This window comes from Micromonospora sp. LOL_021 (assembly GCF_048060215.1).
Taxonomy (GTDB): Bacteria; Actinomycetota; Actinomycetes; order Mycobacteriales; family Micromonosporaceae; genus Micromonospora_E.
The window spans coordinates 1-20388 of record NZ_JBHMIN010000049.1 but is presented as its reverse complement, the minus strand read 5'-3'; the positions used below and the strand labels follow the sequence as shown (position 1 = coordinate 20388).

Below are 20388 nucleotides of genomic sequence, written 5' to 3'. Positions count from 1 at the left end.
GGACGGTTCGGCGACACCCCAGTTCAGGACATCGATCGTTCATCTCGACGTCGCCGCCAGGTCGCACACGCGTTCGCGGGCGGTCCCGGTCCGCTGCATACCGTCCCGGTGCCAGCGATGACGTCCAGCCCGGACCGCCGCTGGCAGATCCGGTCCGCACGCCGCGCACGGTACGGCACCGGACCGGGCGGCCCGCTTCCGACCGAGCGAGGATCGACATGTCAATCGACCATGACAGCCACGTCCACACCGACCCGGACGACATCAGCTCGAACCCTTCCGGCAACCGTCCGTTCCGTGAGGTGCTCGCCGCCCGCGCCGGCCGCCGCGACATCGTCCGCGGCGGTACGGTGATCGCCGCTGCGGCCTTCCTCGGCGCGGCCGGTGGCGCCCTCGGCACCGACCCGCCGGCCAGCGCCGGCGGTCACGGCCACGGGCACGGCCACGGCAAGGGCAGGCCCGGCCGGCGTGGCCTGCTCGGCTTCGAACCGGTGCTGCCGAACACCGACGACGCCATCACCGTCCCGCCGGGCTACACCGCCGACGTGCTCATCCCGTGGGGCACCCCGCTGCGCAGCCGGGGACCGGCCTGGCGCAAAGACGCCACGAACACCGCCGCCGAACAGGCCGAGCAGGTGGGCAGCCACCACGACGGCATGCACTTCTTCCCGCTCGGTCGCGGCCCGCTGGGCAGCCGCCGAGGCCTGCTGGTGCTCAATCACGAGTACGTCGACCGGACCCTGCTCTACCCCGACGGCGACGCGGAGATGACCCGGGAGAAGGTCGACAAGGCGCTCGCCGGTCACGGGGTCAGCGTCGTGGAGGTGGAACTGTCGCGGGGCAGGTGGCGCAACGTCGACTCGCGGTTCAACCGTCGGGTCACCGGCACCACCCCGGTCGCCTTCTCCGGCCCGGTGTCCGGCCGGCACCCGGCGCTGCGCTCGAACAACCCCCCAACGGGTACGTTGAACAACTGCTCGCACGGGGCCACCCCGTGGGGCACCTACGTGGCCTGCGAGGAAAACTGGAATGGGTACTTCGGCACCGAGGACCCGCAGTGGTCGCCGACGCCGGAGCAGGCCCGGTACGGGGTCAACGCCGCCGGGTTCGGCTACCGCTGGCATTTGGCCGACCCGCGCTTCGACGTGGCCCGCAACCCGAACGAGCTGAACCGCTTCGGGTGGCTGGTCGAGATCGACCCGATGAACCCCCGCTCCACCCCGGTGAAGCGGACCGCCCTCGGCCGGTTCAAGCACGAAGGCGCCACCTTCTGGGAGTCGCGCGGTCGGGTCGTCGTCTACAGCGGCGACGACCAGGACGGTGACTACCTCTACAAGTTCGTCGGTGACGGTCCGTGGCGGATGCACCGGGCGCTGGGCCGCAGCCCGCTGGACCACGGCACGCTCTACGTCGCCCGGTTCGACGACGACGGCAAGGGCGTCTGGCTGCCACTCAAGCACGGCAAGGGCCCGCTGACCAGGGCGAACGGCTGGCAGGACCAGGCCGACGTGCTGTTGCGTACCCGGGAGGCGGCCGACGCGGTCGGCGCCACCCCGCTGGACCGCCCGGAGTGGGTGGCGGTCAACCCGAAGAACAACGACGTCTACCTGACCCTGACCAACGGCACCGGCTGGCCCGGTGGGGTCAACCCGCGTACCCCGAACCCGTACGGGCACATCGTCCGCTGGCGCGAACGCGGCCGCGACAACACCGCGACCAGCTTCGAGTGGGACGTGTTCATGCTGGCCGGTGACCCGGCGTACGACCCGCAGGTGCAGCTCGACGAGACGAACATCTTCGGCTCGCCGGACGGAATCTGGTTCGACGGCGACGGACGGCTGTGGATCCAGACCGACGTGTCGAACTCGACGCAGAACCGGGCGGACCGGGGCCACGACAACATCGGCAACAACGCGATGCTGGCCGCCGCCCCGCGTACCGGGGAGATCCGGCGGTTCCTGGTCGGCCCGCGCGGCGCGGAGATCACCGGGGTGGTCACCACCCCGGACCAGCGGACCATGTTCATCAACGTGCAGCATCCGGGCGAGTCCACGACGTACTGGGGCAGCCCGACGCCGGAGGACCCGCGAGCGGTGAGCAACTGGCCCGACTTCGATCCGGCCGGCCGGCCCCGGTCGGCGACCGTGGTCATCCGCAAGACCGACGGCGGCGTCATCGGCAGCTGACCGCCCGCTGTCCACCCCTGCTCATCATCCGAGCCCGACGTACGGGCTCCGGGAGCCGCGGCCGATCTCGCCGACCGGTCGCGGCTCCCGTCGTCGTGCCAGGATCTTCCTCGACCGGGTCGGCCGGCTCAGTCCAGGTCGCGCAGGATCTGGTGGAGCAGGTCCTGGGTACGGGCGGGCGGGTCGGCCTCGACGCAGAGCCGCTCCATCGCGGCGGCGTAGTGGTCGACGTCCTCCCGCTTGTCCAGGTAGATCGCGCTGGTCAGCTGCTCGATGTAGATGATGTCGGGCAGATCCTGGTCGGCGAAGCGCAGGATGGTGAAGGCTCCGCCGGCGGCGGCGTGTCCGCCGGCGTCGAACGGCACGACCTGCAGCCGTACGTTCGGTAGCTTGGTCGCCTCGATCAGGGCGTTGATCTGGTCGCGCATCACGGCGGGGCCGCCGATCGGCCGGCGCAGCACCGCCTCGTCGATAACCGCCCACAGGTTCGGTGGCTGCGGCCGATGGAGCAGTTCCTGACGCTCCATCCGCAGCTCGACCCGGCGTTCCACTTCGTCGGCCGGGGCCCGACCATGTCCGAGCAGGACCACCGCACGGGCGTAGTCGCGGGTCTGCAGCAGGCCGGGTACGAACTGCACCTCGTAGCTGCGGATCATCTTCGCGGCCGCCTCCAGCCCCAGGTAGGACTGGAACCAACTGGGCAGGACGTCGCCGTACCGGTGCCACCAGCCGGGCGTGTTCGCCTGCCGGGCGAGCCCGAGCAGCGCTGTGCGTTCCCGCGAGTCGGTCACCCCGTAGAGGGTGAGCAGGTCGGTGACGTCGCGTTCCTTGAAGCCGACCCGGCCGAGCTCCATCCGGCTGATCTTCGATTCGGAGGCGCGGATGTGCCAGCCGGCCGCCTCCCGGCTCACTCCCTGGCTTTCCCGGAGCCGCCGCAACTGCGCGCCGAGCAGCATCCGCAGCACGGTCGGCCCGGTCGCCGATCCGCCATCTGGCTGGGCCGTCATCGTCACCCACCGACCTCCGGACACCGTCACGTCGTATGGCAGCCACTCTTGGCGAGTAAGCATGCCATGACCTGAGGGTGATCCCTAAGGCCCCGTCGGTACCGGTCCGACCAGTGGACACCGCCAATGCGGTGTTGACGGTCGTCACCGGCAGAGTCCGGACGGCCCACGGCGCAGGCCTCCCGGCAGGATCGATGCTAGCGAATCAGGTCGTCGAAGTCACCGTCCCGGGCGCCGAGGATGAACGCCTCGATCTCGGCACGGGTGTAGATCAGCGCCGGACCGTCCGGGTAGCGGGAGTTACGCAGAGCGATCCCGCTGCCACCGGGCAGCCGGGCAAGCTCGACGCAGTTCCCGCTGGGGTTGCTGCGGCCACTCTTGCGCCAGGTGAGGGTCGGCAGGTCGGTACTTGGAACGTCACTATCCGGCTTATGCATACATACAATCCAAATCGGACATTGTCGCAACAGACGTAGGACTCCAGGGTCGGCCGCGCCTCGTCGCGGAAGGGTCAAATGCACGTGCATCTGCTCTTGCGCCTGCAAGGTATTGCGAGCATGATAGCGCACGTGAACTTGTATCCGGCGGTTTACCCATCGTGATGAATAATCGGACATTCGATGACATTAGCCCCGATAGTGCCGGAGGCGACGTAGACAATGATGTACGCAGAGTCACCGCTCTGCGGGCCGGTCAGCTGCCTCCGGCGTCATCCGACGGCAGCAGCCACGAGACACACCGCGCGCAGCGAGACAGGAGGGCGATGAGCATGCCGGCTCCCATCCTCAACCCCAACCAACGCGATCCCCGGGACGTCTACCCGACCGATCGCTACCAGCCGTCCGACCCGGTCTGGGTCTACCGCGGCGGCACCTGGTGCGCCGGGATCATCGAGACCGCCTCAGCCGGCGCGGCGACCGTCACCTACCGCCCCACCGGCTCGCGTGGCACCGGAGTGGACACCATCACCGCGCCGTACGTGCTGCCTCGGGCCGAGACCGACCCGATGCTGGACCGGGTACCCCGTTGACGGTCGTCCGTCGACCGGAGGGCACCGACCGCTCCCCCGGTCGCCCGACTCAATATCGCGCCGCTGACGTGCACAAAGTCACCACTCAGTAGGCGAAAAACTATACAGGGATTGACAGCCATCAGGGCAGCCGCGAGAATTTGCGAGCATTGTGGATCACCGACGGCGCGGTGAATAAGCCACTCCGTCGGCACGGTATTGCGACACCGTACCCATGCCCGGAAGCCACCAGAAGGGCTGCCCTGTGTCTGATGGCGCACTGTGCCTACCCTATCCGGAGTTGCTGCCAGCCAACCGGCACCGACTCCGCGCGGCGATCGCCGACGGCCCCCACACCTCGGCCCCGGAGCCGCTCGACAGCGCGACGTCGGGCGGCCGGGCCGACCCGGCCTCCGTCGACTACCAGGAAGTCGACTACCAGGAACATGACCGCTACTTCCAGATCCGCCGTACGCGTCACACGCCGGAATCAGCGTTTCTCCACGCCTTGGCAATAGCGCATCTGGCAGTTCGGGAGAACGTCGACGAAAATGGGCTTTCGCAGCTCAGCGACGGCTATGTCGCCCAGCTGTGGCTCGGGCTGGAAAGCCTGTACCGGTACGCGGGCCACGACATCGACAACCAGCCGATCGGCGTTCTCGACCGGCCCGTCCAACACCCGCCGCGCCACCCGCAGTCGGACGGGACGGACCCGGTTGACTCCGACGCCGCCGCCGACCGATGGCTGATCGGTCACCAGTTCTTTTTCACCCTGATGCAGGGGGCGATCACCGGGCTGAACTGCTTCCTCGGTGCCAGCGCCGACGGCGACGAGGCCGAGGCGCGGGCCGCGCTGCGGGTCGCCACGGCGTTCATGCGCAGCTCGGCGGCGGCCTTCCGGTTCACCTCGGACTTCTCACCGGTCGACTACGAGCGACTGATCCGTCCGGCGATGGCACCACCCGCGGTGCGGGCCGGCTTCAGCGGACTGCAGACCCGCGACCACGCCCACCTCATGGCGCTGTTCACCGAGGTCCGCGCGATGCGATCCAAGATCGGCCCGGCCCGATTGGGTAGCGCCTTCGACGAGTTCGTCGAAGCGACCGTCGAGGCGTACGAGGCGCACCAACTGATCTGCGCCCGGTTCGGCGGCGACGTGCTGCCCAGCCTGCGGATGGCCGCCCGATCGGCGGGGCGCAGCACGTCTCCGGGGGTGCAGGTGGTACGGCAGATGATGCGGGCCCGGCTGTTCGCGCTGCACGGCAGCCACCGGGACCGGACCGACGGGGGCGGGGCACCCGGTGCGCCCGAGAGCGGGACGCCGGCCGGCGGTGACCAGTGATGGACGAGCGTACCCAGGTCGGCGTGATCGGCGCCGGACCGGCCGGGATGCTGCTGGCGGTGCTGCTGCGCCGGGCCGGGGTGGACTGCGTGGTGCTGGAGCGCCGGGACCGCGAGTACGTCGCCAACCGCGCCCGGGGCGCCACCGTGGAGCACCGGGTGGTCGACCTGCTCCGCCGGCACGACCTGGCCGGCAACCTGCTGCGGACCGGCGCGGTCGAAGACGCGGTGGAGTTCCGGCTCGGCGGCCGGCGCTACCCGGTCCGCTACGAGCCGCTGGCCGACGGCCGCAGTCACTACATCTACCCGCAGCAGTTCCTGGTCCGCGACCTGGTCGACGCCTACCTCGCCGACGGCGGTGACCTGCGGTTCGAGACCGCGGCGGAGGCGATCGACGACCTGACCGGGCAGCCCCGCATCCGGCTCGCCGACGGCCGTGAGCTGCGCTGCGAGGTGGTGGCCGGCTGCGACGGCGAGTACGGCGTCGCCCGGCGGGCGGTCCCCGCAGGGGCGCTGCGCTGCGCCGACTACCAGTACGACTACGCCTGGCTGTCGGTGCTCGCCGAAGCCCCACCGTCCAGTGACTGCGTGATCAACGCCCTGCACGAGTCCGGGGCCTGCGTACATGTCCGCCGGACGCCGACGGTCAGCCGGTTCTACCTGCAGTGCGGGCGGGACGAGACCCGGGCGGACTGGCCGGACGAGCGGATCTGGAAGGAGGTCCGGATCCGGCTGGCCCTGGACGAGCCGTGGACGCTGCACACCGGGCCGGTCACCGACACCGGCACCGTCCGGATGCGCAGCCTGGTCTGCGACCCGATGCGGTACGGGTCGCTGTTCCTCGCCGGCGACGCCGCGCACATCGTTCCGCCGGTCGGTGGCAAGGGCTTCAACCTGGCCCTGGCCGACGCACAGGAGCTGGCGCTGGGGCTGATCGAGCGATTCACCACCGGCGACCACCGCCGGTCGGACGCCTACTCGCAGCACCGGCTGGCCCGGATCTGGCGGGCCCAGGAGTTCGTGCACTGGATGATGGACCTGGTCAACACCCCCGGGTACGGCACGGCCGACGCGGCGTTCCTGCACCGGGTGCAGGCGGCGCGGCTGACCCGGTTGGTCGACTCACCGGCCTACCTGGCGGCGTTCCTGGAGGACTACGTCGGGTGGTGGTGACTGAGGACGTTCGTCGCCCGCCACGTCGCACCGGTGCCGAAGACCAGCTCCTGCCCCGGGGCGACGTGGCGCGGGCCGGCCAACGGGCTGTACGACTCGCTGGTCCACAGCGGCACTCCGGCGTACCGCAGCTGCTGGGTCCAGATCACCCCGGTCAGCCGCCCGGCGGTGGTCGCGGTGAGCCGTACCCGGTCGGGGAACCCGTCGAACGACGACGCCTGGTAGTCCACCGTCACCCAGTCCTCGGCGGCGGTGAGCAGCCGTACGTCGCTTCGTGGGAAGCGCAGCGCGCCGGACCGGGTCGGCGACCGCCAGGCCGGGGTGACCCCCTTGGTCGGCCGGGCGGCACGCATCGCGACCCCGTCACGGACCGCGTCCACCAGCGGCTGGAAGTCCCAGCCGTACGCGCCCTGCAACGTCTCGGTGGCCTGGGCCAGGTCGGCCAACTCGGTCGGCAGGTCCCAGTCCAGCCGGTCGCAGCCGGTGGCCAGGTAGCGCACCTCGCCGGGCAGCACCCGGCAGTCGGCCGTGCCGAACCGGCGACGCAGCTCGACGACCAGCCGGGACCGCTCCTCATCCAGCAACGGGTTGTTGGTGTGGATCATGCCGAGCAGCACGTCGAACCGGCCACCGAGATCCTCCGGGTCGAGATCGGCGAGGTCGGACTCGACGAAGGCGATCCGGTCGGCGACCCCGTTGTGCCGGGCGATCCGCTCGGCCATGCCGACATGGTGCCGGTCCACCGCGACCACCTCGGCGGCGCCCGCGTCGGCGGCGACCAGCGCCAGCAGCCCGCTGCCGGTGCCGGCGTCGAGCACCCGGTCACCGGGCCGCACCGCGCTGCGGACCGCGCGCTGCACGTTGTGCCCGCGGTCGATGCTCAGTAGCAGTCGCAGGTGCAGCTCCGGCGTGAACGGGATGTCCGTCGGCCCAGCCATCGATGAACTCCCTCTCGCGAAACCGGATCAATCACGATAAATTATCCATTGTCGACTCAAGTGTCAACCGGAAGGTTCCTCGGTGCGCGTCCTGTTCACCAGTCCGCCCGGAGTCGGGCATCTCTTCCCCACCGTGCCGCTGGCCTGGGCGTTGCGGGCCGCCGGCCACGACGTACTGGTCGGCACCGCCGCCGAAGGACTGGTCGGCGCGGCCCAGGCCGGCCTGCCGGCGGTGGACGTCGCCCCCGGTGCCCCGATCGCCGCCGTATTCGGCACCGGCACCGGCACCACCGCCGAACTGGCCGCCCGGATGCGCGAGCGGGGCCGGCGGATCGCCGCCGCCGGCAGCCGTACCGACCCGTTGCTGCTGGAGACCTTCGGGCGGGTCTCCGACCTGATGGCGGACGGGACGCTGACGCTGGCCCGCTGGTGGCGGCCGGACCTGGTGGTGCACTCCCGGCTGCATCCGGCCGGTCTGCTGGCCGCCCGCGCGCTGCGGGTGCCCGCCGTCGAGCACGGGTTCAACCTGTTCCGCGAGGAGGCGCTGGCGGCCCGGTTCCTGCCGTACCTGGCGGCGGCGTACGAGCGCAACGGCGTACCGCTGGAACTGCCCGACCGGGTGGTCCTGCACCTGGCACCGGCCGAGCTGATGACCGGCGACGGTGAAGGATGGTCGATGCGGTACGTACCGTACAACGCCGGCGGTGCACTGCCGGACTGGCTGCGCCTGCCCACTGCGCGCCCCCGGGTGCTGATCACCCTCGGCACCGTGGTGCCGGCGCTGGCCGGGTTGACCGGTCTGCGCCGCACCATCGACGCCGCCGGGCAGACCGACGCGGACTTCGTGCTGGCTCTCGGCGCCGACGCCGACGTGGCCGCCCTCGGGCCGCTGCCGGGCAACGTCCGGCCCGCCGGTTGGCTGCCGCTGCACCAGGTGCTGGCCGGCTGCTCCGCCGTGGTGCACCACGGCGGCTCCGGGACGATGATGGGCGCGATCTGCTCCGGGGTGCGGCAGCTGGTCCTGCCGCACGGCGCCGACCAGTTCGGCAACGCCGACCTGGTCCGACGGCACCGGCTCGGCCTGGGCTGCGCGCCCGAGGAGGTGACCCCGCAGCTGCTCGCCGAACTGCTGGCCGAGGACGGCCCGGCCGGTGGGGTGGCGTACGCCGCCGAGCTGATGTCGAGGCTGCCGGCGCCGGCCGAGATCGCCGCCCGACTCGTACGTCCGGGTGGAATCGGCCGCTACGCCGACGAGCTTCCCGCGCTGACTCCCGCCGCCGGCGGGTCGGCCGCACACTAGACGGATGGGTGACGTCGCCGCGGTGCTACTGGTCGATCCGGCGGGTTCCATCCTGCTGCAGCTACGGGACGGCAACGCGCCGAGCCATCCGCATGCCTGGTGCGTGCCGGGTGGGCACTGCGAACCCGGGGAGACACCGGAGCAGGCGGCGCTACGCGAACTCGCCGAGGAGACCGGGCTGCGGCCCGAGCACGGGCTGCGGTTGTTCTGCCGCCGGCAGCTGAACCCACAGCGTACGGCGCACTACTACTTCGGCTCCACCCGCGCCCGGCAGTGCGACGTCCGACTCGGCGAGGGTGCCGCGATGGAGTTCCTCCGGCCGGACCAGATCAGCGACGGCCGGCCGTTCGCTCCCGGCTCGGCGAGCCTGCTCGCCGAGTTCCTCGCCTCGCCGCACTACGCCTGGCGGGTCACCGCCCCGTATGATCCGCCCCATGATCCGGGCCGGCGCCAGGTCCGCGCGCTCCACCACCAGGGCGGAGGGTAGGTCGTTCCTCAAATGGGCGGGCGGGAAGACCCGGTACGCCGCCAACCTCGTGGCCGCCGCGCCGCCGTTCACCGGCAGCTACCGGGAGCCGTTCCTCGGCAGCGGAGCGGTCTTCTTCGAGCTGGCGCCGCAGCGGGCGGTGCTCAGTGACGCAAACCCGGAGCTGATCGTCTGCTTCCGGGAGGTCGCCCGCGACCCCGAAGCGGTGATGCGGCTGCTGGACGAGCAACCGAACACGCCCGAGCACTTCGCGGCGGTACGTCGCCGGTCGCCGACGGACTGTTCCGATCTGGAACGCGCGGTCCGGGTGATCTACCTGAACAAGACGGCGTTCCGTGGGCTGTGGCGGGTCAACCGGCGGGGCGAGTTCAACGCACCGTACGGCGCCTACGACCGGCCGTACTACAACCGGCGGGTGCTGCTGACCGCCGCGCACGCGCTGGCCGGTGCCGAGCTGCGGGTGGCCGACTTCGCCGAGCAGCTCGACGAGGCCACCGCCGGCGACTGGGTCTACCTGGACCCGCCGTACGTGCCGCTCGGCGGCTGGGCGGACTTCCGGCGGTACACCTCGACACAGTTCGGGCCGGCCGATCACGTGCGGCTGCGGGACGCGATGGTACGGGCCAGCCGGCGTGGCGTCCGGCTGACCCTGACCAACAGCGACACGCCGTTCGTGCGGGAGCTGTTCGGCGCGGATTTCCTGATCGCGCGGATGGCGACCCGCCGGGACATCAACCTGCAGTCGGCGAAGCGGGGCAGCTGGGATCTGCTCGTAACGAACTACGAGCTACCAGTCGCCCGATCAACCGGGTAGGCCGACGAGGGCGGCCCGGACAGCGTCGCCGAGCGACGTGGTGGGCCGGCCGATCAGTCGGGCGAGGTCACCGCTGTCGGTGGTCAGGTCGCCCCGGGAGATACCGACGTCGGATGCGGCCAGCATGCCGGCGAACGCCTCCGGCACCCCTGCGTCGGTCAGCGCCTTGGTGTACACGTCGGCTGGAAGATCCTGGTAGGCGATCTCCCGCCCGCTGTGCCGGCTGATCTCGGCGGCCAGCTCGGCCAGGGTGAAGGGACCGTCGCCGCCGAGCTCGTACACGGTGCCGGTGGCGTCGGTGGGTGCTGGCGCGGTCAGCACCGCGACGGCGGCGGCGGCGAAGTCGGCCCGGGTCGCGGCGGCGACCCGACCCGAACCGGCGGCACCCAGCACGCTGCCGGTGGCGAGCGCCTGCGGCAGCACCGATCCGGTGTAGTTCTCCAGGTACCAGCCGTTGCGCAGCAGCACGAACGGCAGGCCGCTGTCCCGGATCATCTGTTCGGTGGCGAGGTGTTCGGCGGCCAACGGGACGCTGCTGGTGTCCGCCTTGAGGATGCTGGTGTACGCGATCAGGTCGACTCCGGCCGACGTCGCCGCCGCCACCACGTTGCGGTGCTGGTCGATCCGCCGGCCGACCTCACTGCCGCTAATCAGCAGCAGCTTGCGGGCCCCGGCCAGGGCCGGCCCGAGGGTCTGCGGCTGGTCGTAGTCCCCGTGCCGGACCTGTACGCCGCGCGCGGCGAGGTCGCCGGCCTTTTCCGGGTTCCGTACGACGGCGACAATCTGCGCCGGTGGCAGTCCGCTGTCCAGCAACTCGTCGACGACCAACCGGCCCAGTTGGCCGGCGGCACCGGTGACAGTGATCATGTCAGCTCCTACGTCCCTGCGGGGCGGCCCCACGATCGCCCTCACCCACCAGCCTGCACTAACCTTTCGAAAGCGCAAGCGAATCGGAAAGTGCTGTGGTCCATCCGACACAACACTGGGAGATACCCTGGGAACATGGCCAGCCGGTCCGCGCCCGCGCCGCACAGCGACCCCTGCCCGCCGACCGACGACCCGACAGCCGCCCTGGTGACCGACGTCTTCGCCCGCGGTTGCCCGTCACGAGCCACCCTAGACCACATAACAGGCAAATGGGGCACGCTGGCGTTGGCTGCGCTGTTCGCCGGCAACTACCGGTTCAACGCGCTGCGCCGCCGGGTCGACGGCATCAGCGAGAAGATGCTGGCTCAGACCCTGCAAGCGTTGGAACGCGAAGGGATGGTCGTGCGGGACGTTCAGGCCACCATCCCGCCCCGCGTCGAATACAGCCTCACCCCACTCGGCCGCGCCGTCGCCGGCAAGCTGGTCGACCTGATCGAGCTGGTCGAACGCGAGATGCCGACGGTGCTCGCCGCCCGGGACAGCTTCGACCGGACCGCCTGACCACAGTGCCCGCCCACAGCGGATACCACCGGCAGCGGGCCGGCCGGGTACCACCGGCAGCAGCCCGGCCGGGGCGTCACTGCAGCAGGCTGCCCACCGGCGAGAGCAACGCCCAGCCCAGGAAGGCGGTGTGCCGGTCCATCCGCAACCGCTCACTCTCCAGCCTCGTCGGATCGTCCCGCATCGGCCACATCCGGGCCGCGTCCCGCCAGGCGATGTCCCGGGTGAACTCCACCAACCGGTTCTGGTACCAGTCGTCGACCTGCCCGTTGAGCCGGTCGATGCAGATCTGCCAGCTGCTCAGGTAGCTGCGCCGCAGTTGCGGGATCCGGTCGAAGAAGATCTCGTTGATGTAGAGGTAGTCGCGGTGCTGCTCGTCGTTGTCCGGGCCCGACCCGAGCTTGGCCCAAGTGCTCATCAGGGCGAACGGTAGATCGTAGTTGATGTGCGCGTTCACCCCGGCGGCGGCCGACGGCAACGACCGTACGCTCTCGTCGCGCAGCCGGCTGAACAGCACCTCCCAGGCCGCCGGGGTGTCGTCCCGGTTGCCCCAGCAGCGCAGCGCCGCGAAGTACCGCTCCGCGAACTCGATGTCCAGCAGGGTGAGGAAGGCAGGGTCGGCGAACTCACCGGCCTGCAGCCGCTCGTCGATGGTGCTGGTGATGACCCAGTAGAGATGGTTGAAGTCGGCCACCGGATTGTCGCTGTCGTTCGGCGTGGCTGCCTCGAGCAGCTTCTGCAGCGCCGCCAGGTCCTCGACCACGCCGGCGACGTCGGTCGGTCGGTGATTGAGGACCTCGATGATCTGGTCGTGCACGTGACCCCAGCGGAGTTCTGGCATCGGACACCTCCAGTCTGCAGTGCTCCCTCGCCCCGGGCGGGCGGTCGTCACCGAAAACGGTCGGCCCCTACAGTGGCAGCCGCTGCCAACCCGCAGGTATCGGCGCAACGACGGGTGTCTCACTGGCCGATCCCGCCGCCCTGGTGTGCGGTTTTCCGGCGGAGACGTCAACCGGCCGGGGTGGACCGACCGGTCGGCGGCCGCTACGCACCGGACTGGCAGGTTTACAGTCGGGTATCAGGCACGCGGCTGGTTGCGCATGAACACCCGGGTCGCCTCCACCCGCGTCCTGACCTGCAGCTTGTTGAGAATGTTCGACACGTGCACACCGACTGTGCGCTCGCTGATGAACAGCACCTCGGCCGTCGCCCGGTTGGTCCGTCCCTCCGCGACCAACTCGAGCACCTGACGCTCCCGGTCGGTGAGCACCGCAAGCTCGTCCGGACCGCCCGGCGCGAGCACCTGGCCAGCCCGCTCGACCATCGAGGTCCGCTTCGCCCGGTCGTTGACCAACGCCCGGGCCACCCGCTCGCCGACCGTCGGCGGGCTGGTCAGACCGGCCCGCAGGGTGACCGGCTCCTGGCTGTCGACCTCGGGCATCGGCTCCGGCTCACCCGTGCTTAACACCACCCGGGCACGGGAGGCCAGGGCCTGGATCTCCTCAGTGAACGGACGGGCACCGAGCCGCCGGGCGGTCCGGTACGCCGCCTGCAGCGCCCGGGTCGCGTCCGCGTTTCGGGTACGGATCGCGTACAGCGCCTCGGCCTGGCGCAACCGGGCGTACGCCGCCGGGTACGGATGGCATCGCCGTTCCCAGACATCGGCGGCCCGCGACCAGAGCACCGGGTCCGACCGGCCGTCGATCCGGCTGATCTCCGCGGCACAGAGCTCCCGGTATCCGATCACCGCATCGCGTACCGGTGCCGCGGTCTCCGTGTTGCTGCTGCGCTCCATCCGACCGACCACCTTGACCAGGCGCTGCACCGCCTGCGGGTCGACCGGTGTCCCGCTGGACCGGGCCTCCGCCTCGGCGCGCAGCCCGTGCCAGACCAGCGGCGCCTGCAACCAGACGTCACCCGAGTGCCGCTCGGCCAGATCGATGCCCTGCTGTACCGCCTCCCGCGCCTCGGTATGCCGGCCACGCCACATGGCCAGCCCGGCGCGCAACGTCAGCAACGGCAGCATGTGCCGCATCCCACCGCCAGCGGCCAGCAGGGTCTCGATCGCCTCCAGGTCGGACTCCGCACCGTCGAGGTGCCCGAAACCCACATGAATCCGGCAACGGGCCAGCAGCAGCTCGACCGCGTCGGCCCCGGACGGCCGATGCCGCAGCGCAGCCGTGATCACCTCCTCGGCCGCACTCCACCGGCCGAGCCGGAACAGCCCGTTGGCGGCGGCGGAGAGCAACCGGGTGCCGTAGGTACGGGCCAGCCCGACCCGCTCGGCCCGCTCCGCACCGTGGCGGGCGACCGCGACACCCTCCTCCAACTCGTTGAGGTGTCCACTGAGCAGCTCGGCGAGCTGCAGGTCGGCGACGGCGACGTCCGCCGGACCGCCGGACAGCTCGGCGGTACGCCGCGCCTGCCGGACCGCTTCCTTGCCCGCCGCCGGGTCGTTGAGGTACGCCTGGCTGTAGCCGAGGGTCACCCCGGCCAGCACCATCGCCGAGGCACAGTCGGGCACCCCGGCAGCCAGGTCAAGTGCCTCCTGTGCCCGCCGGCCGGCGTCGGCGTACCGGCAGAGTTGCAGCAGTAGATCGGCGGAGTGCGCGGCGGCGGCGACCCGCTCGCCTGCGGTGGCGTCGGTCGCAGCCAGCGTCCGGTCGTACTCGCGCTCCGCCTCGGCCAGCTGACCGACCGCCGTCAGGTACCGCGCCCGCAGCGTGTACAGCCAGGACGGCGGCGGACCGAACAGGTTGGTGGCCAGCTGCTCCAGCAGGGCCAACGCGCGCTCGTGCTCGCCGCTACGGTGCGCCGCCTCAGCCGCGCGTCGGCCCAGCATGGTCGCGTCGAACTCGACCAGCCAGGCCGGCGGGACCTGGTTGGCCAGGTCGACCGCGCTGGCCCAGTGCTCGAACGCCTCGGCGAAGCCGTACAGTCGCTCCGCTTCCTCGGCGGCGGCGACCACGGCCGGCAACGCCCGGGTGGTCTCACCCGCCTCCCGCCAGTGGTACGCCAACCGGGCATGCTGCAGGTCACCGGTGGGGCCGGCGGCGAGCGCCTCGGCGTACCGCCGGTGCCACCGGACCCGCTCCCCCGGCAACAGCCGCGGCTCCAGGACCTCGCGGATCAGCGGGTAGCGGAACCGGTACCCGTCCGGCTCGGACAGCAGCACCCGTTGGCCGACCGCCTCGCGTACCGCCTGCAGCAGCCGGTCCTCGCCGAGCTGGGCGACCCGCGCCAGCAGGTCGTGGGCGACCGGCTCGACGCCGGCGGCGACCGCGTGCGACACGAGCTGGGCATCGGCCGGCAGGGCGTCGACGTGGGCCAGGGTGATCTCGCGCAGGGTCTCCGACAAGCCGACCCGGCCGTCGCGGGCGTCCCGGGCCAGCTCCTCGGCGAGAAACGGCACCCCGCCGCTGCGCCGCCACACCGACTCGGCCAGGTCGGGCTCCGGGTCGCCACCGAGCAGCTCCGCGACGAGTTGCGCGGTCTCCGCCCGGTCCAAGGGCTCCAGCTCCAGCACGTGGACCGCGCCGGAACGCGACCGGGACCGGCGTAGCTCCAACAGCATGCGGCGGATCGGGTCGTCGCCCCGCAGCGTCTCGGTCCGCGCGGCGCCGAGCAGCAGCAGCCGGACGTCACCCAGCCCGGCGAGGAGGTAGAGCAGCAGATGCCGGGTGGTCAGGTCGGCCCACTGCAGATCGTCCATGACCAGCACCAGGGTCCGACCGGCGGCGACCGCTCCGAGTCCACGGGTGAGCCGTTCCAGCAGGTCACCGGCTCCATCGGGATGCCGGGCCTCGCCGTCCAGCACCGAGATCAACTCGTGGGCGGCGGCGCCGGACAGGATGCCGGCCCGGCCGGCCGCCGGCTGATAGCGCCGCAGAGCCTGCCGAAGTGGGTGCAGAGGTGACGAGTCCCCAATGTCTAGACATGCCCCGGACAACACCAGCGCACCGGCAGTACGTAGCCGGTCGCTGGCCGCGCTCAGCAGCCGCGACTTACCGATGCCGCTCTCGCCCATGACGAAGACCGCGGCCGTGTTCCCCCGCTCGACCCTACGTAGCGACTCGTGCAACACCTGCAGCTGAGCCTGCCGCCCGACGAAGGGAACCTCGTCGGAGCTGGGGGCCAGCGACCTGCCATCGCGTGACTGTGTCAATCCGATCACCGACATAAAGGGTGGGAGTATCTGACATACGTCGTTCTACAGATCCTAGGGCTGCGCTGGGCTGCGACCGTTTCAGCCATCCGTCCCGTACGTCGGTCCACACGGACCGGATCAGGTCCACCCGGGAGCGGACTGAAGCACCACCACCGCGCAGGAGGCGATCATGAGGACGCTCCGCCGCAACTACCGCCGCCCCACCGGCCCGACCCACACGGCCGGCCCGATCTGCCGTACAGCCGCGAGGTCGACCCACCGTTACTGTGACAACTGCGGAGCGCGACGGAAACCACCATCTGGCTGGTCCGTTCCGGCCGCTCGGACCCGCCGCCGCACGGTCAGCGTGCTCTTCGTTGACATGGTCGGCTTCACCGCCCTGTCCAGTCGGCTCACCCCAGAGGAGGTCCGCGACGTGCAGCTGCGCTACTTCCACGCGGTACGGACGGTGATTCGACGGTGGGGCGGCGTGGTGGAGAAGTACATCGGGGATGCGGTGATGGCGGTCTTCGGCATCGCCGGGAACAACGATGATCACGACGGTGGCGGCGATGGCGACGGTGGCGCGTACCCGGCGGTGCGAGCCGCTCTCGAGCTCGCCGACGCGGTACGCCGTACCGACTTCGCCGACAGCGCGCGGGTACGGATCCGGGTCGGGGTGGCCACCGGAACGGCGGTTGTCGACACCGCCGGTGCGGTCGACGGTGGAGTCGGATTCCTCACCGGCGACGTGATCAACGTAGCCGCGCGGCTGCAGGCGCATGCCGCCCCGGGTGATGTCGCCGTGACCGCGGAAACCTACCGCGCCGCCGGCACGAGACTCAGGTTCCACCAGCAACCACCGATGTCGATCACCGGCCGCAGCGAGCCGGTACAGGTGTGGCGGCCGGCGCCGGTTCGGCGGCCGCTGCGGGCAGCGGCTGCCGAACCGGCGGATCTGGCGGTACGCGGGGCGCCGACCGGCACCCCGCGTACCGAGCGGCCGGTGTCGGCCGCCCCGGTCATCGCAGACTCAGACTCCGGTCACCGAGCGAATCCAGCTCCGGCTGGACGCCACCGAGGCGTAGTTCTGGTACGTCGACCCGTTGCCGGTCGAGCAGACACCCACCTGCTGCCCGTTGTAGAACTGCGGACCGCCGGAGTCGCCCCGCCAGGCCACGCCGTTCACCCCGGTGCTGCGGATCGCCGGGCCGCCGTACGCGTCGGACGCGCCGTTGGTCGTGGTCCGCACCGAGGCGACCTTCAGCTGCGCCGAGGCGTCACAGTTGCTGCAGGTCCGGCCCCAGCCGTAGATGGTGTTCGTCGAGCCGACCGGTGGGTTGCTGGACGCCAACGTGACGTAGCTGGTGGAGACCGCCGAACTCAGGTAGAGCAGGCCGAGGTCGTACCGGCCGTACGTGGCGCTGACCGTCCTCGTCGCGCCGCTCGAGGAGCGGTAGACGCTACCCACCCGCACCGACATCGACCTGCCGAGACAGTGCCGCGCGGTCAGCACCCACCGTGAGGCGATGATCGAGCCGGAACAGGCGAACGAGCCGTTCTGGAAAACGGCGGCCGCCCACGGTGCCGAGGAAACCGTGCCGCCGCCGATGATCTGTTGCGGTGCCGCAGCCGCGGCGGACGGGGCCACGAACGCGCCGACCAGTGCGGTCGCGGCGATGGCCAGTGTGAGTCGGATACGCAAGGCTGGCTCCTTAACCGAAGGGGTTGCCCCGGGTGATTCCGGGCCGGTCGGGCCGGCGCCCCACGACGGGGTTCCGTCGGTGGGCACCTGCTGTCCGGCGACGCCAGGCAGGCGCCGCACCGGCGACGCGAGTCGCGCATCGGTGATGCCAGAGATTAGGCTTCGGCGGTTTCCACGACAAGACTCCGGGCCGATTATTTCTGATGGCGTCCCACGGAAGCGACCTGCCGTACGAAGGTATGACGTACGCAATATGCATTGTCGTCGGTCACAGTATATACGGTGATCAGGTGGATCCGGGTGGCCTGGTGCTCCCTCGGTGGGCCCGGGTGGGCCGGCTCCCGTCTCGGGCTCCGTCGGCGTCGGCCCGGCGCCCGTGCGGTTGGCCACATCCGGGCCGACGAGCGCACTGTTCGCGCTGCTGTGACGCGCCACACCGTTCGCCGTAACGGGAATGGCAGACCCGACGGCTAGCTTGTGAGATTGGCTGCCCGCCTGCACAGCGGCAGCTCTGGCGTACCAGACGGGTCGCGACGACCCGCGCCCTACCGCGCGCAGACGACGCGCCCACGCGGAAGAGGAACCATGACAGCGCTCGCCCAACGGCCCGGCGGGTCCGCACCAGTCACCGTCGTGGAGCCGACTCCCGGTGAGTTGCTCAGCACATGGCAGCGGATCCGGCTGATCCTGGTGCTCGGCACGCTCATCGCGGTCGGCCCGTTGACCATCGACATGTACCTGCCGGCACTACCGGCGATCAGCGACGACCTGCAGACCACGGCGGCCGGCGTCCAGTTGACGCTGACCGGCACACTCGCCGGGCTGGCCATCGGCCAGTTGATCATCGGGCCGCTGTCGGACGTGTGGGGTCGACGCCGACCGCTGCTGGTCGGCACCGCTCTGCACGTGCTCGCCTCGGTGCTGTGCGCCGTGGCGCCGAACATCGGCGTGCTCGGCACGCTGCGGATCGTCCAGGGCTTCGGAGCCGCCGCTGCGGCGGTGATCGCGATGGCCGTCGTCCGGGACATGTTCAGCGGGATCGCCTTCGCCCGCGTACTGTCCCGACTGCTGCTGGTCATGGGCGTCGCGCCGGTCCTCGCGCCGACCCTCGGCAGCGCGCTGCTCAGCTGGACGCAGTGGCGAGGGGTGTTCGCCGCGCTCGCGGTGCTGGGGCTCGCCCTGATCGCGGTGACCGCCCTCGGGCTGCCCGAGACGCTGCCCCCGCACCGCCGCCGTCCGGCCCGGGTGCTGGACACCCTCCGGGTGTATGGAAGCCTGTTCCGGGACCGGATCTTCGTCGGCCTGGTGCTCGTCGCCGGGTTCTCGATGGCGTCGCTGTTCGCGTACGTCGCGGGCTCGTCGTTCGTCCTGCAGGACCAGTACGGGCTCGACGAGCAGCAGTTCGGTATCGCGTTCGGGGCAGGGGCGGTCGGCATGATCACCGCCACCCAACTCAACGTACGGCTGCTCCGCCGCTACTCGCCGCAGCAGATCCTGCGGACCTCACTGATCGCCGGGCTGGTGTGCGGGCTGGTCCTGCTCGGCTTCGCGGCCACAAACGTCGGCGGGCTACCCGGCGTCCTGATCCCGCTGTGGGCCGTCCTCGCCGCAGCCGGGTTCGCGCTGCCGAACGCTCCCGCGCTGGCCCTGGCCGGCCACGGGGAAGCTGCCGGAACCGCGTCCGCGATGCTCGGGGCGGTGCAGTTCGGTGTCGGCGCACTCGCCGCGCCGGTCGTCGGGCTGCTCGGCACCGGCAGCATCGCGATGGCCACGGTGATCACGGGAGGTGTCCTGGCCGCGCTGATCGTGCTCCTGGTCGTCGTACGGCCCGGCCGCCTGCCGGTACCCGACCGGACGACGCCGGCACCGGTCGCGGCACACTGACGTCGGCTGCGGCCCTGGGAGGTGCTTTGCCCCGGGCGTGGCGTGCCCTGTATCCTCGACCGGCGGTGGCCTGGATCGGCTGCCGGGGAGACTTCGCCTAGTCTGGTCTATGGCGCCGCACTGCTAATGCGGTTGGGGTCTTAAAGCCCCTCCCGGGTTCGAATCCCGGAGTCTCCGCGCTTCGGCGAGGCGTGTATGCTTGCCAGGCACCTGCGCCCGTAGCTCAACGGATAGAGCATCTGACTACGGATCAGAAGGTTAGGGGTTCGAGTCCCTTCGGGCGCGCAAGATCAAAAGGGGTCTGACCTGCCGAAACGGCAGTCAGGCCCTTTTTGCTGTCCGGCCTGTGTGGATGGTGGGTGTCACGTGGGTGCGACGTGGGTGCCACGCTCGCCGGCGACTTCCCCGAGCCTCTCGGCCTGTTGACCTGCGGTTTCGCCGCTGCGACCGGGGCGGTGGGGGTCGGGGCACCTGGTTTCGGCCGGCGGGTGGGCCGGTTGTTCCGGGCCTTGTTCCTGATCTTCCTGCGGGTGCGGCGGGCCGCGTTCAGGACGAGGTTGGCGGTGGCGTCGGCGCAGCGCCGCTGCACCTCGGGTAGGACGCTGGTGTAGGTGTCGGCGGTGACCACGACGCTGGAATGCCCGAGCAGATCCTGCAGGGTCTTCAGGTCGGCGCCGGCCTGGTGCGCCAGGGACGCCGCACCATGACGCAGGTCGTGCAGCCGTACCGGCGGCAGCCCGACCCGGTGGACGAGTTTGCGGAACCGGGTGGTGGCGTAGTTCGGGTTGATCGGCAGCCCGTCGGGGCGGGTAAACACGTACCCAGTGTCGGTCCAGGGCGTGCCGTCGGCGGTGGCCCCGCTGCTCTGGTCGAGTTGACGGCGGCGGTGCGCGCGCAGAACCTGGACAGTGCGTTTGTCCAGGGCGACCGCCCGCCGCCCCGCCGCGGTCTTCGGGTCGCCCTCGACGA

Annotated in this window: 18 protein-coding genes, 2 tRNA genes and 1 pseudogene; 12 read left to right on the top strand and 9 right to left on the bottom strand. The window is 71.0% G+C overall.

Annotated features, from left to right (window positions below; genetic code table 11):
- The first annotated feature begins 218 nt into the window (after positions 1-218).
- Positions 219-2186, top strand: a complete 1968-nt coding sequence (locus tag ACFHWT_RS25100) for a PhoX family protein (RefSeq protein ID WP_416597154.1) — start codon at positions 219-221, stop codon at positions 2184-2186.
- A gap of 128 nt (positions 2187-2314) precedes the next feature.
- On the opposite strand, the gene ACFHWT_RS25095 is transcribed toward ACFHWT_RS25100, so the two are convergent.
- Together ACFHWT_RS25095 and ACFHWT_RS25090 are read right to left on the bottom strand one after the other, a co-directional pair.
- On the bottom strand, positions 2315-3142 hold the full coding sequence (locus tag ACFHWT_RS25095; protein ID WP_416597178.1) for a helix-turn-helix domain-containing protein: 828 nt from the start codon (positions 3140-3142) through the stop codon (positions 2315-2317).
- A 248-nt stretch (positions 3143-3390) separates the two neighbouring features.
- Entirely contained in the window at positions 3391-3630 is a 240-nt protein-coding gene (locus tag ACFHWT_RS25090) for a DUF397 domain-containing protein (protein ID WP_416597153.1), read from the bottom strand.
- A gap of 332 nt (positions 3631-3962) precedes the next feature.
- Here ACFHWT_RS25090 and ACFHWT_RS25085 point away from each other — a divergent pair, with 332 nt between their 5' ends.
- From ACFHWT_RS25085 to ACFHWT_RS25075, 3 genes are all read left to right on the top strand, one after another.
- Positions 3963-4223 (top strand): hypothetical protein, encoded by a 261-nt coding sequence (locus tag ACFHWT_RS25085; protein ID WP_278172181.1) that lies wholly within the window; start codon positions 3963-3965, stop codon positions 4221-4223.
- 280 nt (positions 4224-4503) lie between these two features.
- A complete protein-coding gene (locus ACFHWT_RS25080; RefSeq protein ID WP_416597152.1) occupies positions 4504-5544 on the top strand; it encodes a hypothetical protein in 1041 nt (346 codons plus the stop codon).
- Entirely contained in the window at positions 5544-6716 is a 1173-nt protein-coding gene (locus tag ACFHWT_RS25075; protein ID WP_416597151.1) for a 4-hydroxybenzoate 3-monooxygenase, read from the top strand. Before ACFHWT_RS25080 ends, ACFHWT_RS25075 begins: the two co-directional genes overlap by 1 nt.
- Here the strand turns inward: ACFHWT_RS25075 and ACFHWT_RS25070 are convergent.
- Positions 6698-7654, bottom strand: coding sequence for a 50S ribosomal protein L11 methyltransferase (locus ACFHWT_RS25070; RefSeq protein WP_416597150.1), 957 nt, complete (start codon positions 7652-7654; stop codon positions 6698-6700). The two genes, ACFHWT_RS25075 and ACFHWT_RS25070, sit on opposite strands and share 19 nt — an antisense overlap.
- A gap of 82 nt (positions 7655-7736) precedes the next feature.
- Here ACFHWT_RS25070 and ACFHWT_RS25065 point away from each other — a divergent pair, with 82 nt between their 5' ends.
- Genes ACFHWT_RS25065 through ACFHWT_RS25055 form a run of 3 tightly spaced genes read left to right on the top strand, consistent with a single transcriptional unit; the run spans position 7737 to position 10255 of the window.
- Complete coding sequence (locus ACFHWT_RS25065) at positions 7737-8954, top strand: nucleotide disphospho-sugar-binding domain-containing protein (protein WP_416597149.1); 1218 nt, start codon at positions 7737-7739, stop codon at positions 8952-8954.
- 4 nt (positions 8955-8958) lie between these two features.
- Positions 8959-9441 (top strand): NUDIX domain-containing protein, encoded by a 483-nt coding sequence (locus tag ACFHWT_RS25060; protein ID WP_416597148.1) that lies wholly within the window; start codon positions 8959-8961, stop codon positions 9439-9441.
- Entirely contained in the window at positions 9389-10255 is an 867-nt protein-coding gene (locus ACFHWT_RS25055; protein WP_416597147.1) for a DNA adenine methylase, read from the top strand. Before ACFHWT_RS25060 ends, ACFHWT_RS25055 begins: the two co-directional genes overlap by 53 nt.
- Here the strand turns inward: ACFHWT_RS25055 and ACFHWT_RS25050 are convergent.
- Positions 10244-11122 carry an SDR family oxidoreductase gene (locus tag ACFHWT_RS25050; RefSeq protein ID WP_416597146.1) on the bottom strand — a complete coding sequence of 293 codons (879 nt, stop codon included), beginning with the start codon at positions 11120-11122 and terminating at the stop codon, positions 10244-10246. The genes ACFHWT_RS25055 and ACFHWT_RS25050 overlap by 12 nt on opposite strands.
- A 135-nt stretch (positions 11123-11257) precedes the next feature.
- Between ACFHWT_RS25050 and ACFHWT_RS25045 the strand changes: the two genes are divergently transcribed.
- Positions 11258-11683: a winged helix-turn-helix transcriptional regulator gene (locus tag ACFHWT_RS25045; protein ID WP_416597145.1), complete on the top strand. Its 426-nt coding sequence runs from the start codon at positions 11258-11260 to the stop codon at positions 11681-11683.
- A gap of 76 nt (positions 11684-11759) precedes the next feature.
- Here the strand turns inward: ACFHWT_RS25045 and ACFHWT_RS25040 are convergent, their stop codons facing one another.
- Positions 11760-12524 carry a DUF5995 family protein gene (locus ACFHWT_RS25040; RefSeq protein WP_416597144.1) on the bottom strand — a complete coding sequence of 255 codons (765 nt, stop codon included), beginning with the start codon at positions 12522-12524 and terminating at the stop codon, positions 11760-11762.
- A 237-nt stretch (positions 12525-12761) separates the two neighbouring features.
- A complete protein-coding gene (locus tag ACFHWT_RS25035; RefSeq protein WP_416597142.1) occupies positions 12762-15857 on the bottom strand; it encodes a helix-turn-helix transcriptional regulator in 3096 nt (1031 codons plus the stop codon).
- 163 nt (positions 15858-16020) lie between these two features.
- Between ACFHWT_RS25035 and ACFHWT_RS25030 the strand changes: the two are divergent.
- Positions 16021-16665: pseudogene (locus ACFHWT_RS25030) on the top strand (adenylate/guanylate cyclase domain-containing protein); the annotation flags it as partial.
- Here ACFHWT_RS25030 and ACFHWT_RS25025 read toward each other — a convergent pair.
- Both ACFHWT_RS25025 and ACFHWT_RS25020 read right to left on the bottom strand, forming a co-directional pair.
- Positions 16650-16856 (bottom strand): hypothetical protein, encoded by a 207-nt coding sequence (locus ACFHWT_RS25025; protein WP_416597141.1) that lies wholly within the window; start codon positions 16854-16856, stop codon positions 16650-16652. The pseudogene ACFHWT_RS25030 and the gene ACFHWT_RS25025 sit on opposite strands and share 16 nt — an antisense overlap.
- Before the next feature lie 7 nt (positions 16857-16863).
- Positions 16864-17535 carry a S1 family peptidase gene (locus tag ACFHWT_RS25020; protein ID WP_416597140.1) on the bottom strand — a complete coding sequence of 224 codons (672 nt, stop codon included), beginning with the start codon at positions 17533-17535 and terminating at the stop codon, positions 16864-16866.
- A gap of 585 nt (positions 17536-18120) precedes the next feature.
- On the opposite strand from ACFHWT_RS25020, the gene ACFHWT_RS25015 reads away from it, so the two are divergent.
- The 3 genes from ACFHWT_RS25015 to ACFHWT_RS25005 all read left to right on the top strand — a co-directional run bounded on the left by ACFHWT_RS25015 (position 18121) and on the right by ACFHWT_RS25005 (position 19704).
- The gene (locus ACFHWT_RS25015) at positions 18121-19419 is read left to right on the top strand and encodes a multidrug effflux MFS transporter (RefSeq protein ID WP_416597139.1); all 1299 of its coding nucleotides are present in this window, start codon (positions 18121-18123) and stop codon (positions 19417-19419) included.
- An 86-nt stretch (positions 19420-19505) separates the two neighbouring features.
- Positions 19506-19596 (top strand) — tRNA-Ser (locus tag ACFHWT_RS25010).
- A 35-nt stretch (positions 19597-19631) separates the two neighbouring features.
- Positions 19632-19704, top strand: a tRNA-Arg gene (locus tag ACFHWT_RS25005).
- Here ACFHWT_RS25005 and ACFHWT_RS25000 read toward each other — a convergent pair.
- Positions 19670-20388 (bottom strand): site-specific integrase (locus ACFHWT_RS25000; protein ID WP_416597138.1); only part of this gene is annotated, 719 nt, incomplete at its 5' end. The two genes, ACFHWT_RS25005 and ACFHWT_RS25000, sit on opposite strands and share 35 nt — an antisense overlap.

Bases quoted from the DNA above. Each gene is read 5' to 3' on its own strand.
- ACFHWT_RS25085 (WP_278172181.1), top strand. From the start codon at position 3,963: ATGCCGGCTCCCATCCTCAACCCCAACCAACGCGATCCCCGGGACGTC.
- ACFHWT_RS25090 (WP_416597153.1), bottom strand. From the start codon at position 3,630: ATGCATAAGCCGGATAGTGACGTTCCAAGTACCGACCTGCCGACCCTC.
- ACFHWT_RS25015 (WP_416597139.1), top strand. From the start codon at position 18,121: ATGACAGCGCTCGCCCAACGGCCCGGCGGGTCCGCACCAGTCACCGTC.
- ACFHWT_RS25040 (WP_416597144.1), bottom strand. From the start codon at position 12,524: ATGCCAGAACTCCGCTGGGGTCACGTGCACGACCAGATCATCGAGGTC.
- ACFHWT_RS25025 (WP_416597141.1), bottom strand. From the start codon at position 16,856: ATGACCGGGGCGGCCGACACCGGCCGCTCGGTACGCGGGGTGCCGGTC.
- ACFHWT_RS25045 (WP_416597145.1), top strand. From the start codon at position 11,258: ATGGCCAGCCGGTCCGCGCCCGCGCCGCACAGCGACCCCTGCCCGCCG.
- ACFHWT_RS25075 (WP_416597151.1), top strand. From the start codon at position 5,544: ATGGACGAGCGTACCCAGGTCGGCGTGATCGGCGCCGGACCGGCCGGG.
- ACFHWT_RS25060 (WP_416597148.1), top strand. From the start codon at position 8,959: ATGGGTGACGTCGCCGCGGTGCTACTGGTCGATCCGGCGGGTTCCATC.
- ACFHWT_RS25095 (WP_416597178.1), bottom strand. From the start codon at position 3,142: ATGCTGCTCGGCGCGCAGTTGCGGCGGCTCCGGGAAAGCCAGGGAGTG.
- ACFHWT_RS25050 (WP_416597146.1), bottom strand. From the start codon at position 11,122: ATGATCACTGTCACCGGTGCCGCCGGCCAACTGGGCCGGTTGGTCGTC.
- ACFHWT_RS25070 (WP_416597150.1), bottom strand. From the start codon at position 7,654: ATGGCTGGGCCGACGGACATCCCGTTCACGCCGGAGCTGCACCTGCGA.
- ACFHWT_RS25100 (WP_416597154.1), top strand. From the start codon at position 219: ATGTCAATCGACCATGACAGCCACGTCCACACCGACCCGGACGACATC.
- ACFHWT_RS25055 (WP_416597147.1), top strand. From the start codon at position 9,389: ATGATCCGGGCCGGCGCCAGGTCCGCGCGCTCCACCACCAGGGCGGAG.